Annotated in this window: 9 protein-coding genes, 2 tRNA genes and 3 rRNA genes; all 14 read right to left on the bottom strand. The window is 58.9% G+C overall.

Features of this window, described 5'->3' with window-relative positions:
- The 14 genes from ACHFB9_RS11340 to glmM all read right to left on the bottom strand — a co-directional run bounded on the left by ACHFB9_RS11340 (window position 1) and on the right by glmM (window position 13,131).
- Window positions 1–252, bottom strand: coding sequence for an acyl carrier protein (locus tag ACHFB9_RS11340; protein WP_417067227.1), 252 nt, complete (start codon window positions 250–252; stop codon window positions 1–3).
- Window positions 252–524 carry a phosphopantetheine-binding protein gene (locus ACHFB9_RS11345; protein ID WP_417067228.1) on the bottom strand — a complete coding sequence of 91 codons (273 nt, stop codon included), beginning with the start codon at window positions 522–524 and terminating at the stop codon, window positions 252–254. The genes ACHFB9_RS11340 and ACHFB9_RS11345 overlap by 1 nt, the downstream gene beginning before the upstream one ends.
- Window positions 517–1,290, bottom strand: a complete 774-nt coding sequence (locus ACHFB9_RS11350) for a lysophospholipid acyltransferase family protein (RefSeq protein WP_417067229.1) — start codon at window positions 1,288–1,290, stop codon at window positions 517–519. Before ACHFB9_RS11350 ends, ACHFB9_RS11345 begins: the two co-directional genes overlap by 8 nt.
- Window positions 1,283–2,008 (bottom strand): beta-ketoacyl synthase chain length factor, encoded by a 726-nt coding sequence (locus tag ACHFB9_RS11355; protein ID WP_417067230.1) that lies wholly within the window; start codon window positions 2,006–2,008, stop codon window positions 1,283–1,285. The genes ACHFB9_RS11350 and ACHFB9_RS11355 overlap by 8 nt, the downstream gene beginning before the upstream one ends.
- A gap of 354 nt (window positions 2,009–2,362) precedes the next feature.
- Window positions 2,363–2,476: ribosomal RNA gene (gene rrf, locus ACHFB9_RS11360) — 5S ribosomal RNA — on the bottom strand.
- 79 nt (window positions 2,477–2,555) lie between these two features.
- A 23S ribosomal RNA gene (locus ACHFB9_RS11365) occupies window positions 2,556–5,441 on the bottom strand.
- Between the two features lie 257 nt (window positions 5,442–5,698).
- Window positions 5,699–5,774: transfer RNA gene (locus tag ACHFB9_RS11370), tRNA-Ala, on the bottom strand.
- Window positions 5,775–5,804: 30 nt separating this feature from the next.
- Window positions 5,805–5,881: transfer RNA gene (locus ACHFB9_RS11375), tRNA-Ile, on the bottom strand.
- Window positions 5,882–5,947: 66 nt separating this feature from the next.
- Window positions 5,948–7,480 (bottom strand): 16S ribosomal RNA (locus ACHFB9_RS11380).
- Together the 16S, 23S and 5S rRNA genes with 2 tRNA genes alongside form the textbook arrangement of a ribosomal RNA operon.
- Before the next feature lie 456 nt (window positions 7,481–7,936).
- Window positions 7,937–8,716: a phosphate ABC transporter ATP-binding protein PstB gene (gene pstB, locus ACHFB9_RS11385; protein ID WP_417067231.1), complete on the bottom strand. Its 780-nt coding sequence runs from the start codon at window positions 8,714–8,716 to the stop codon at window positions 7,937–7,939.
- 8 nt (window positions 8,717–8,724) lie between these two features.
- Window positions 8,725–9,564: a phosphate ABC transporter permease PstA gene (gene pstA, locus ACHFB9_RS11390; RefSeq protein ID WP_417067233.1), complete on the bottom strand. Its 840-nt coding sequence runs from the start codon at window positions 9,562–9,564 to the stop codon at window positions 8,725–8,727.
- 10 nt (window positions 9,565–9,574) lie between these two features.
- A complete protein-coding gene (pstC, locus tag ACHFB9_RS11395) occupies window positions 9,575–10,567 on the bottom strand; it encodes a phosphate ABC transporter permease PstC (RefSeq protein WP_417067234.1) in 993 nt (330 codons plus the stop codon).
- 73 nt (window positions 10,568–10,640) lie between these two features.
- Window positions 10,641–11,681, bottom strand: coding sequence for a phosphate ABC transporter substrate-binding protein PstS (gene pstS, locus ACHFB9_RS11400; RefSeq protein ID WP_417067235.1), 1,041 nt, complete (start codon window positions 11,679–11,681; stop codon window positions 10,641–10,643).
- 94 nt (window positions 11,682–11,775) lie between these two features.
- Window positions 11,776–13,131, bottom strand: coding sequence for a phosphoglucosamine mutase (glmM, locus tag ACHFB9_RS11405; RefSeq protein ID WP_417067236.1), 1,356 nt, complete (start codon window positions 13,129–13,131; stop codon window positions 11,776–11,778).
- Window positions 13,132–13,139 lie beyond the last annotated feature (8 nt).

Below are 13,139 nucleotides of genomic sequence, written 5' to 3' on the forward strand. Positions count from 1 at the left end.
TCAGTCCGCTTGCGTCATCACATCGTGCAGGGCATTTACGACATCCTGCACGGTACGAACCGATTTGAAGACTTCCGGTGAAACACGCTTGCCGGTCAACTCCCGGGTGCGCAGCATCAAATCGACGGCATCGATGCTGTCGATATCCAGATCCGTGTACAGGTTCGCGTCGGGGGTCGCCGCGGCCGGATCGATCTCAAAGCTCTCGTGCAGAACCTTGACGACCCAGGCGTAGATCTCGTCGTGCGTCATCACTCGCCCTCCTTCGCGGCCCGATGAGCCTCGACGAGTTCGGCCAGGGCCTTGACGCTCGCGAAGTGGCGCTTCGTGTCGGCCGAATCCGAGGCCAGCGTGATGCCATACTGACGCTGCAGCGCGACGCCCAGTTCGAGCGCATCGATCGAATCGAGGCCAAGCCCCTCGCCGAACAGAGGCGCATCGGTTTCGATGTCCTCGGCGCTGATGTCCTCCAGCGCCAGACTGGAGATGATCATCTGCTTGATTTCGGTGTACAGCTCATCCATTGACGGACAACTCCTGCGAAAAGTGCAATTCAAGGTCACGGTTCATCTGGCGCGCGGCCAGAGAGGGGGGAACATCGCCGCGCAGATAATCCGCGGCAGCGATGTCATCACTGATTTCAAAGACAAAATGCGGGCGCTTGCGCGGCACGCGATACCATTTTTCCCCTTTGGTCAGCATCGGCGGAGCGCAGCGTATCGACACGGGCGTGATGGCTCGGCCTCCCCGCACCGCGATGTTCGCCGCACCGCGCTGAAAGTTGAGCGGCTGGCCCGGTACGCTGCGGGTTCCCTCGGGGAAAATGATCAGATTGCTGCCCGCGCGCAGCGATGCGACGCAGGCGTCCACGGTTTCGGGCCCGGTGCTGTTGCTGACGAAACCCGTCGCAAGGATGGGGCCGCGCGTGAAGGGATTGCTCAACAGAGAGGATTTGACCACGCAATCGGCATTGCGCACCAGCGAGATCAGGAAGACGACATCGATCAGCGAGGGGTGGTTGCAGACGATCAGCAGGCCTGAGCGCCGCAAACGCTCGCCGTTGCGCACTTCGTAGGTGAAGACGCGGCACAGATGCATCAGACCGACGAAAGCGCGGAAGCTCGCGCTGAGGATCGCGCGCGAGCACCGCGCCCGCTTTGCGCGATCGCGCACGACGAGGCCCACCGCGGGAAAGATCGCGAAGCGCAGGATCAGCCCGCCCGTTCCGAAGACGGCAAAACAGAAACCCGTGGCGCAGATGCGCCAAAGACGCTCGCAAAAATCAGGCACGGCGTTGAACCTTCCAGCCCGAAACCGCGCCCGTGCCCGGGCATCCAAACTCGGCATCCTCCGAGAGCAGCCACTTGATCCAGGCGAGAGAGGGATTGCCCGGCGCGAGCTCCGCGGCTCCGGCCGAAAAACTCATGTTCTCACCCTCGGCAGAGGGGGCACCGAACATCCCGGCCCAGGCCAGAGGCGGCTCGTCGGTCGCGATGTAGCGCTGATAGAGCTCGGGAGGCGGCTCATCGCAGAGCACACCGAGCACGCGCGGATGACCATCGGACAGGAAGGCGATGACTTCGGCGAGCATCGCCGCGATGCGCGCATCCCCCGCGGCCAGCGCTGCGCAGGGCGCGGTGTCGGCGCGCGCGATCCCGAGCAGACCGGTGCTGGCGTTGTGCACCGAACTCGCAAAGGACGCAGGGGAAAGGGGGACTGCGGCGGCCAGGTCGCCGAGCAGAGCCGCCGAGCGACCCAGTGAACCGTGACGGGATACGAAGACGACCGGAACACCCCGCGCAGCTCCCAGCACATCGCAGGCGACGCGCAGCGCCATCCGACCGAAGCGGTCGGCGCGGCGCCTGAGCATGGGCGGCACGCCCGGCAGAGCGGGCTCTCCGTCGCAAGGAATAGAGAAGGGGTGCGCTGACCAGGATTTCCAGGCGGCGACGGATTCCAGCCCGGGAGCCCAGGCAGACCATTCGTGCAAGGAAAAATCAGCCAACATGACCCTGAATTCTACAAATAAACAGTTACATATTATGTCTCAAATGTTGCCCGCAGCGATACATAAATATCATTGCTTATGCGCCCGCTTTCTGGCGGCACAGGCAGGATTTCCCTGCGGACAAACCGTACACAATATGTCGTTTGGATGGCCGCGGATCACGCGGACAGGCGCGGATCAGGCCAGGGATTTCAGAGCGCAGACATCTGCCCGCATTCCAGGTCGCCCGGTTTTGTTCTGAAAAATCCGCGTTGATCCGCGGAATCCGCGGCGAGGCTTTAGAGGTGGGAAATTCGGAGCGGAAACGAGAACACCCCCTGCGCCTGTTGAGGCGAGGGGGTGTTGGAATGGGTAGCCTGACGCTGACCTACTTTCTCACGCAAGAAGCGCAATATCATCGGCGCGGCTTCGTTTCACTGTCCTGTTCGGGATGGGAAGGAGTGGGACCAAAGCGCTATGGGCGTCAGGCTGAAACTGGAAAGGCATGAATTAGGTTGCGATTGTCGCACATTAAAGCTTGCGTCGCACCTTGATTACTCAAGGTTATAGGATCAAGCCGCACGGGCAATTAGTACTGGTTAGCTTAACGCATTACTGCGCTTCCACACCCAGCCTATCAACGTGGTGGTCTTCCACGACCCTTTAGCGGGATCAAGTCCCGAGGGAAGTCTCATCTTGAGGCGAGTTTCCCGCTTAGATGCTTTCAGCGGTTATCTCTTCCGGATTTAGCTACCCGGCAATGCCACTGGCGTGACAACCGGTACACCAGAGATCCGTCCACTCCGGTCCTCTCGTACTAGGAGCAGGCCCCCTCAAACTTCCAGCGCCCACGGCAGATAGGGACCAAACTGTCTCACGACGTTTTAAACCCAGCTCACGTACCACTTTAAATGGCGAACAGCCATACCCTTGGGACCGGCTACAGCCCCAGGATGTGATGAGCCGACATCGAGGTGCCAAACTCCGCCGTCGATGTGAACTCTTGGGCGGAATCAGCCTGTTATCCCCAGAGTACCTTTTATCCGTTGAGCGATGGCCCTTCCATACAGAACCACCGGATCACTATGACCTGCTTTCGCACCTGCTCGACTTGTGGGTCTCGCAGTCAAGCCTCCTTTTGCCATTGCACTATCAGTACGATTTCCGACCGTACCTAGGAGACCTTCGTACTCCTCCGTTACTCTTTGGGAGGAGACCGCCCCAGTCAAACTGCCTACCATGCACGGTCCCCGATCTGGATTCACAGACCAAGGTTAGAACCTCAACGACACCAGGGTGGTATTTCAAGGACGGCTCCTCCAGAACTAGCGTCCTGGTCTCAAAGCCTCCCACCTATCCTACACAGGTCCCGTCAAAGTCCAATGCAAAGCTACAGTAAAGGTTCATGGGGTCTTTCCGTCTAGCCGCGGGGAGATTGCATCTTCACAAACATTTCAACTTCGCTGAGTCTCAGGAGGAGACAGTGTGGCCATCGTTACGCCATTCGTGCAGGTCGGAACTTACCCGACAAGGAATTTCGCTACCTTAGGACCGTTATAGTTACGGCCGCCGTTTACCGGGGCTTCGATCAAGAGCTTGCACCCCATCACTTAACCTTCCGGCACCGGGCAGGCGTCACACCCTATACGTCCACTTTCGTGTTTGCAGAGTGCTGTGTTTTTATTAAACAGTCGCAGCCACCGATTCTCTGCGGCCTCTTCGCCCTTCGGATGTTCTCCTACAAGCTAATGAGGCATACCTTCTCCCGAAGTTACGGTATAAATTTGCCGAGTTCCTTCTCCTGAGTTCTCTCAAGCGCCTTGGTATTTTCAACCTGCCCACCTGTGTCGGTTTGCGGTACGGTCACTCTTTAACTGAAGCTTAGAGGCTTTTCCTGGGAGCTTGGTATTAGCCACTTCGCGAACAAGTTCGCTCGTTATCACCCCTCAGCTAAGCCGCGCGGATTTGCCTACGCAGCACGCCTACAGGCTTGAACCGGGACATCCAACACCCGGCTGACCTAACCTTCTCCGTCCCCCCATCGCATTAAAGAGCGGTACAGGAATATTGACCTGTTTCCCATCGACTACGCATTTCTGCCTCGCCTTAGGGGCCGACTCACCCTACGCCGATGAACGTTGCGTAGGAAACCTTGGGCTTTCGGCGAACGGGCTTTTCACCCGTTTTATCGCTACTCATGTCAGCATTCGCACTTCTGATATCTCCAGCAGACCTCTCGATCCACCTTCGCAGACTTACAGAACGCTCCCCTACCATGTGTCATAGACACATCCGCAGCTTCGGCTCGTGGCTTGAGCCCCGTTACATCTTCCGCGCAGGACGACTCGACTAGTGAGCTATTACGCTTTCTTTAAAGGGTGGCTGCTTCTAAGCCAACCTCCTAGCTGTCTATGCCTTCCCACTTCGTTTTCCACTTAGCCACGCATTTGGGGCCTTAGCTGGCGGTCTGGGTTGTTTCCCTCTTGACCCAGGACGTTAGCACCCCAGGTCTGTCTCCCATGCTCGCACTTCTCGGTATTCGGAGTTTGCTATCGCGAGGTAGGTCGCAATGACCCCCTCAACGATTACAGTGCTCTACCCCCGAGAGTGATACATGAGGCGCTACCTAAATAGCTTTCGGGGAGAACCAGCTATCTCCGGATTTGTTTAGCCTTTCACCCCTATCCACAGCTCATCCCCTAATTTTTCAACATTAGTGGGTTCGGACCTCCAGCTGGTGTTACCCAACCTTCATCCTGGCCATGGATAGATCATCCGGTTTCGGGTCTACGCCCTGCAACTATGTCGCCCTATTCAGACTCGCTTTCGCTACGCCTCCCCTATTCGGTTAAGCTTGCTACAGAACGTAAGTCGCTGACCCATTATACAAAAGGTACGCAGTCACCCCACAAGGAGGCTCCCACTGTTTGTATGCATGCGGTTTCAGGATCTATTTCACTCCCCTCCCGGGGTTCTTTTCGCCTTTCCCTCACGGTACTTGTTCACTATCGGTCGATTACGAGTATTTAGCCTTGGAGGATGGTCCCCCCATATTCAGACAAGGTTTCTCGTGCCCCGCCCTACTTGTCGTGCGCTTAGTACCATCGATGTGTTTTCGCGTACGGGGCTATCACCCTTTATTGCCGGACTTTCCAGACCGTTCCACTAACACTTCGATTATCACGCACAGGCTCATCCCAATTCGCTCGCCACTACTATGGGAATCTCGGTTGATTTCTTTTCCTGCAGCTACTTAGATGTTTCAGTTCGCTGCGTTCGCCTCCGCGCACCTATGTATTCAGTGCGGGATACTCCTTGCGGAGTGGGTTTCCCCATTCGGACATCTCCGGATCAAAGCTTGTTTGCCAGCTCCCCGGAGCTTTTCGCAGGCTACAACGTCCTTCATCGCCTGTAATCGCCAAGGCATCCACCACATGCACTTAGTCGCTTGATCCTATAACCTTGAACCCTTGGTTTCCCAAGGAAAGTCACAGGTGCAACTCAGCATTTAATGTCTGACGTCTTCATCGCTGGTTCAATAGGATGAATTCGTCGATGCAATCACAACCTCATTCAAAACAACACACAGCGTTGTTTTGATTTCATGCCTTCCAGATTTTTAAAGAACAGGACTCCAGAGGAGTCATGGATGAGGAGTGCTCACTCTTCATTCACGACGCTTCTAGTTCTGTTTCGCGAGAAACACATTCTTGGTGGAGCTGGACGGGATCGAACCGACGACATCCTGCTTGCAAAGCAGGCGCTCTCCCAACTGAGCTACAGCCCCTTTCCGTGTCACTGCCACACCAGTTTTCACTGGTGGGTCTGGTTGGATTCGAACCAACGACCCCCGCCTTATCAAGACGATGCTCTAACCGGCTGAGCTACAGACCCATGTAGCTTCTCGCTTTTAATGAACAACCGATAAGTTGTGGGAGCTCAAGCTCTGCTTTGCTCTAGAAAGGAGGTGATCCAGCCGCACCTTCCGGTACGGCTACCTTGTTACGACTTCACCCCAGTCATGAATCCCACCGTGGTAGGCGCCCCCCTTGCGGTTAGGCTACCTGCTTCTGGTGAAACCCACTCCCATGGTGTGACGGGCGGTGTGTACAAGACCCGGGAACGTATTCACCGCGGCATGCTGATCCGCGATTACTAGCGATTCCGACTTCACGCAGTCGAGTTGCAGACTACGATCCGGACTACGATCGGCTTTCTGAGATTGGCTCCACCTCGCGGCTTGGCAACCCTCTGTACCGACCATTGTATGACGTGTGAAGCCCTACCCATAAGGGCCATGAGGACTTGACGTCATCCCCACCTTCCTCCGGTTTGTCACCGGCAGTCTCATTAGAGTGCTCTTGCGTAGCAACTAATGACAAGGGTTGCGCTCGTTGCGGGACTTAACCCAACATCTCACGACACGAGCTGACGACAGCCATGCAGCACCTGTGTTCAGGCTCCCTTTCGGGCACCAATCCATCTCTGGAAAGTTCCTGACATGTCAAGGGTAGGTAAGGTTTTTCGCGTTGCATCGAATTAATCCACATCATCCACCGCTTGTGCGGGTCCCCGTCAATTCCTTTGAGTTTTAACCTTGCGGCCGTACTCCCCAGGCGGTCGACTTCACGCGTTAGCTACGTTACTCAAAGGTTTTACCCTCCGAACAACTAGTCGACATCGTTTAGGGCGTGGACTACCAGGGTATCTAATCCTGTTTGCTCCCCACGCTTTCGTGCATGAGCGTCAGTACAGGCCCAGGGGGCTGCCTTCGCCATCGGTGTTCCTCCTGATATCTACGCATTTCACTGCTACACCAGGAATTCCACCCCCCTCTGCCGTACTCAAGTCTTGCAGTCACAACCGCAGTTCCCAGGTTGAGCCCGGGGATTTCACAGCTGTCTTACAAAACCGCCTGCGCACGCTTTACGCCCAGTAATTCCGATTAACGCTCGCACCCTACGTATTACCGCGGCTGCTGGCACGTAGTTAGCCGGTGCTTCTTCTTACAGTACCGTCATCCAGACGGATTATTTACCCGTCCGATTTCTTTCTGTCCGAAAGAGCTTTACAACCCGAAGGCCTTCTTCACTCACGCGGCATGGCTGGATCAGGGTTGCCCCCATTGTCCAAAATTCCCCACTGCTGCCTCCCGTAGGAGTCTGGGCCGTGTCTCAGTCCCAGTGTGGCTGATCATCCTCTCAGACCAGCTACAGATCGTCGCCTTGGTGAGCTTTTACCTCACCAACTAGCTAATCTGACATCGGCCGCTCCAATCGCGCGAGGCCTTTCGGTCCCCCGCTTTCTCCCTCAGGACGTATGCGGTATTAGCGTAACTTTCGCTACGTTATCCCCCACGACTGGGCACGTTCCGATGCATTACTCACCCGTTCGCCACTAACTCAAGGAGCAAGCTCCTTGAATCCGTTCGACTTGCATGTGTAAGGCATGCCGCCAGCGTTCAATCTGAGCCAGGATCAAACTCTTAAGTTCAATCCAAATAGCCAAACTCATCATTGCTGACTTGGTTGGCACTCAATATTTTTGCTACATTGCAGACAAGCTGCAATTCGCATCACCTGAGCACCCACACTTATCGATTGTTCAAATTTTTAAAGATCGTTGCCTTTCGGCGCTGCTGCAGCGAAACGTTGTTTGCGTTGCAGCGAGAGGTGAGATTCTGTCAGAACCGAACCACTCTGTCAAACGTTTTGTTTTTTTAATTCGTTTTCAATTTCGCAAACCCGAAGGTTTCAACAAAACCGAAAACCGGCAAACCGTTCAACCCCTGTCGCTGATTTGTTACCGCGTCAGCAGCAGGGAGATGGAATTTACGCGACTCCCGGGGACGTGTCAAGCGAGAAGCCCCCAAAACCTGAAAAAAAGGGCCGATCCACTGGATCGGCCCTTCCCTTGCGGACGGGGAGGCATGTCTTGCCGGCGGAGCGCTCAGCCGAAACGGCCGGTGATGTAGTCCTCGGTCTGCTTCTTCTGCGGGCTCAGGAAGATCTGGTCGGTCACGCCAAACTCGATCATCTCGCCCAGGTACATATAGGCGGTGAAGTCGGAGACGCGCGCAGCCTGCTGCATGTTGTGGGTCACGATCGCGATCGTGAACTCTTCGCGCAGCTCGCTGATCAGCTCTTCGATCTTCGCTGTCGAGATCGGGTCCAGAGCCGAAGTCGGCTCGTCGAGCAGCAGCACTTCGGGCTTGACCGCGATTCCGCGCGCAATGCAAAGCCTCTGTTGCTGACCACCCGACAGGCCCAGACCGCTGGTGTCGAGCTTGTCTTTGACTTCATCCCACAGCGCAGCCCGGGTCAGCGCCCACTGGATCCGCTCGTCCATCTCGGCCCGCGAAAGGCGCTCATGCATCCTGACGCCGAACGCGATGTTCTCGTAGATCGACATCGGGAAAGGCGTCGGTTTCTGGAAGACCATGCCGACGCGCGCGCGCAGCCGGTTCAGATCGGTGTCGCGGTTCAGAATGTTCTGCCCGTCGAGCAGGATCTCGCCTTCGGCGCGCTGGTTCGGATAGAGCTCGTACATCCGGTTCAGCGCCCGCAACAGCGTCGATTTGCCACAGCCGGAAGGACCGATGAAGGCGGTGACCTTGCGGTCGTAGATGTCCAGATGGACGTTCTTGATCGCCTGGGTCGCGCCGTAATAGAAGTTGAAGTTCCTGACCTGGATCTGGGCCTTGAGGTTCTTGTCCTGAGACGTAGTCATTGTTCTGCTCATTGATCGACGCGACGCGCCAGCATGGTGCGGGCGATGATATTGATGATTAGCACACCAAGGGTGATGAGGAAGACGCCCGCCCAGGCCAGCTTCTGCCAGTCGGGGAAGGGACTCATCGCGAACTTGAAGATCGTGACCGGAAGGTTGGCCATCGGCTTGTTGAGATCGAGGCTCCAGAACTGGTTCGACAGCGCTGTGAAGAGAAGCGGAGCCGTCTCGCCGGCGATCCGGGCGATTGCGAGCAACACTCCGGTGATGATGCCTGACTTCGAGGCACGCACCGAGACAGCCATGATGACCCGCCACTTCGGCGCGCCCAGCGCGAAAGCAGCTTCGCGCAGCGAGTTCGGAACCAGCTGCAGCATGTTCTCGGTAGTGCGGACGACGACCGGGATCACGATCAGGGCCAGCGCCAGCACGCCCGCCCAGCCCGAGAACGAGCCGACGCGCGCGACGTAGATCGCGTACATGAAGAGGCCGATCACGATCGACGGCGCGGACAGCAGCAGATCGTTGATGAAGCGGGTCACCGAGGCGAGGCGGCTGCGCATGCCGTATTCGGCCAGGAAGACCCCGGTCAGAATGCCCGCCGGAGTGCCGATCAGCGTCGCGAGCCCGACCATCAGGCCGCTGCCGACGATCGCGTTCGCAAGCCCGCCGGAAGACCCCGGAGGCGGCGTCATCTCGGTGAAGAGAGTCGGCGACAGCGCGGCAGCCCCGCGCCCCAGGACCGTGACCAGGATCCAGACCAGCCAGATCAGACCGAAGGCCATCGCCAGCATGGACAGCATCAGCGCTATCCGGTTGATCCATTTTCTCTGTTGATGAAGCGTCATGCGGTAAACCTCAGTGCGCGCCCTGCTTGCGATCGACTCGCAGCAGCAGGACCTTGGATACGGTCAGGACCACCAGCGTGATCGCGAACAGGACCAGGCCCAGATAGATCAGCGAGGCCGTGTGCAGCCCCGGTTCGGCTTCGGCGAACTCGTTGGCCAGAGCCGAGGTGATGCTGTTGCCGGGCAGGAAGAGCGAGATGCCTTCGAGCGAATTCGTATTGCCGATCACGAAGGTGACGGCCATCGTCTCGCCGAGCGCGCGCCCCAGGCCCAGCATGATGCCGCCGACGACGCCGACCCGCGTGTAGGGCAGCACGACCTGCCAGACGACTTCCCAGGTCGTCGCACCGAGCCCGTAGGCCGACTCCTTGAGCAGGGCCGGAGTCACTTCGAACACGTCGCGCATCACCGAAGTGATGAAGGGGATGATCATGATCGCAAGGATGATGCCGGCCGTCAGCAGGCCGATGCCGTAGTGCGGGCCGTCAACCAGAGCACCGAGCACCGGAATCTTGCCAAAAACCGCCGCGATCAGCGGCTGGGCATACTTCGAAAAGAGCGGCGCGAACACCAGAAGTCCCCACATGCCGTAGACGATGCTCGGGATGCCGGCCAGCAGCTCGATCGCGATGCCCAAGGGCCGGCGCAGCCAGCGCGGGGAGAGCTCGGTCAGAAAGAGCGCGATGCCGAAGCTGACCGGAACCGCGATCACCAGCGCGATCAGCGAAGTGACCAGCGTGCCGTACATCGGGATCAGCGCACCGAACTTCGCCATCGGCGGGTTCCAGTCACTGCTCTTCAGAAATCCGATGACGCCGAACTCGCGGATCGCCGGCCAGGCGCCGATGAGCAACGAAACCATGATGCCGGCCAGGGCCACCAGGACCAGGATGGCGGCACAGCGGGTCAGGTTGAAGAACAGGAAGTCCCCCAGGCAGCCGCCCCCACTGCGTTTCGCGCCCGTCCGACTGGCGCCTTTCATCGGCAATGCGTCAATACTCACGTTTCCCCTCTCCATAAGCACGCGACGCGAAGGGGAACCTTGCGCGTCGCGTGGTGAAACAGACAGCCTGATATTACTTGACGGTGATGACGGGCTTGCCCGCGCCGTCCTTGATGCCGGCCCACGAAGCGTGGATCAGCTTGATCAGCGATTCAGGCAGAGCGACATAGTCGAGAGCCGCCGCCATCTTGCCACCGTTCTTGTACGACCACTCGAAGAACTTGAGCGCTTCGGCGGCCTGAGCCGGCTTGTCCTGACGGGTGTGGAAGAGCACGAAGGTCGCGCCGGTGATCGGCCATGCATTCTTGCCCGACTGGTTGGTCAGGATCTGGTAGAAGGCGCTCTTCTGCCAGTCAGCCGTCGCGGCGGCAGCCTGGAAAGTCGAGTCGTCGGGTTCGACGAAGTGACCAGCCGCGTTCTGCAGCTGCGTGTAGATCAGCTTGTTCTGCTTCGCATAGGCGTATTCAACATAGCCGATCGAACCCGGCAGCTGCTGAACAAAAGCCGAAACGCCTTCATTGCCCTTGCCGCCGGTGCCGGTGGGCCACTGCACGACCGTGCCTTCGCCGATCTTGTGCTGCCAGTCGCTGCTGACCTTGGACAGATAGTTCGTGAAGATGAAGCTGGTGCCCGAACCATCGGCGCGACGCACAACGGCGATCTGCTGGTCGGGCAGCGCGACTCCGGCGTTCAGCTTCGCGATCAGCGGGTCATTCCACTTGCGCACCTTGCCGAGGTAGATGTCGGCCAGCACTGCGCCGGTCAGCTTCAGCTGGCCGGGCTTGACGCCTTGCAGGTTGACGACCGGCACGACGCCGCCGATCACGGTCGGGAACTGGACCAGACCGTCCTTGGCGAGTTCTTCGGGCTTCAGCGGCATGTCGGAAGCACCGAAATCGACGGTCTTCGCCCGGATCTGCTTCAGACCACCCGAAGAGCCGATCGCCTGGTAGTTGACCTTGTTGCCGGTCGCCTTCTGGTAGGCATCCGCCCACTTCGCGTAGATCGGGGCGGGGAAGGAAGCACCTGCGCCGACCAGTTCGGCGGCCTGGGTCGGAACGGAGGCGAGAATCAGTGCTGCGAGGGGGGCTGCGTAAGCGATGCGGAACTTCATGTTGTCCTCACTGACGGGTTGATCGCTGCACTTTAGGAGGGCGATGTTACAGCCGCGTGACATGTCGCAAATTCTTAACGCCGCCCCTCCCCACTCAGCAGAATTCGGCCCGGACCACCGCGGCAATCGCGTCGGCGAGCGCCTCGACCCGCGCGGCTTCGCGCCCTTCGACCATCACGCGCAGCAGGGGCTCGGTGCCCGACGCACGGATCAACACGCGCCCCAGCTCACCGAGTTCCGCTTCAGCTTGTCCGATCGCAGCCGTGACCTTTGCGTTCGACTGCCAGTCGCAGCGGCTCGCCATCCGGACATTGACGAGCTTTTGCGGGTAGAACTCCAGATCGGCGCAAGCCTCCTTGAGCGTCTTTTTCTGCTCGCGCAGCGCGGCGAGCACCTGCAGCGCCGAGATGATGCCGTCGCCGGTCGAATGCCGATCCAGGCAGATGATGTGGCCGGAGTTCTCGCCGCCGAGTTTCCAGCCCTTCTCGATCAGCGTTTCGAGCACATAGCGGTCGCCCACTTTGGCGCGGACAAAGGGCGCACCCAGCGCTTCGATCGCGCGTTGGAAACCGAGGTTGCTCATCAGCGTGCCGACGACACCGGCAAGTCTGCCCTGAGCCTTCTGGCCGCGCGCGATCACATAGAGCAGCTTGTCGCCGTCGTAAAGCTCGCCCGCCGCATCGACCATCATCAGCCGGTCGCCGTCTCCGTCGAGCGCGATCCCCAGATCGGCCGAATTGTCGATGACGAACTGGCACAGCGCCGCGGGTGCGGTCGCGCCGACCTTGTCGTTGATGTTGAAGCCGTTCGGTTCGCGTCCGATCGCGATCACTTCGGCGCCGAGCTCGTGAAAGACACGCGGCGCGATGTGATAGGCGGCCCCGTTCGCGCAGTCGAGCGCGATCTTCATTCCCCGCAAGTCGAACTCGTTAGGGAAAGTGCTCTTGCAGAATTCGATATAGCGCCCGGCCGCATCGTCGATCCGGCTCGCGCGCCCCAGATTCGCCGATTCGGCGCAGCCCATCTCGCCGTCCAGCGCGGCCTCGATCGCGAGCTCGACTTCATCGGGCAGCTTTTCGCCGCGTCCCGAGAAGAACTTGATCCCGTTATCGTAATAGGGATTGTGCGAAGCCGAGATCACGACACCGACGTCGAGGCGCAGAGCCCGGGTCAGATAGGCGACGGCCGGGGTCGGAATCGGACCGGCCAGCATCACATCGACGCCCGCCGCGGCGAAGCCCGCTTCGAGAGCAGCTTCGAGCATGTAGCCGGACACCCGGGTGTCCTTGCCGATCAGAACCGTCGGGCGCTGATGGCCGCGCGTCGCGCTCTGCCCTTCGCAGAGCACGCGCCCGGCCGCATAGCCGAGTTTGAGCACGAAATCAGGCGTGATCGGAGCTTCCCCGACCCGGCCGCGAACTCCATCGGTCCCGAAATATTTTCTCGTCACCCGCATTC

Source organism: Niveibacterium terrae (genome assembly GCF_048213115.1).
In the GTDB taxonomy this organism is placed as follows: domain Bacteria; phylum Pseudomonadota; class Gammaproteobacteria; order Burkholderiales; family Rhodocyclaceae; genus Niveibacterium; species Niveibacterium terrae.

Coding starts and splice junctions, on each gene's coding strand:
- pstB (WP_417067231.1), bottom strand. CDS start 8,716: ATGACTACGTCTCAGGACAAGAACCTCAAGGCCCAGATCCAGGTCAGG.
- ACHFB9_RS11340 (WP_417067227.1), bottom strand. CDS start 252: ATGACGCACGACGAGATCTACGCCTGGGTCGTCAAGGTTCTGCACGAG.
- ACHFB9_RS11345 (WP_417067228.1), bottom strand. CDS start 524: ATGGATGAGCTGTACACCGAAATCAAGCAGATGATCATCTCCAGTCTG.
- pstS (WP_417067235.1), bottom strand. CDS start 11,681: ATGAAGTTCCGCATCGCTTACGCAGCCCCCCTCGCAGCACTGATTCTC.
- ACHFB9_RS11355 (WP_417067230.1), bottom strand. CDS start 2,008: ATGTTGGCTGATTTTTCCTTGCACGAATGGTCTGCCTGGGCTCCCGGG.
- pstA (WP_417067233.1), bottom strand. CDS start 9,564: ATGACGCTTCATCAACAGAGAAAATGGATCAACCGGATAGCGCTGATG.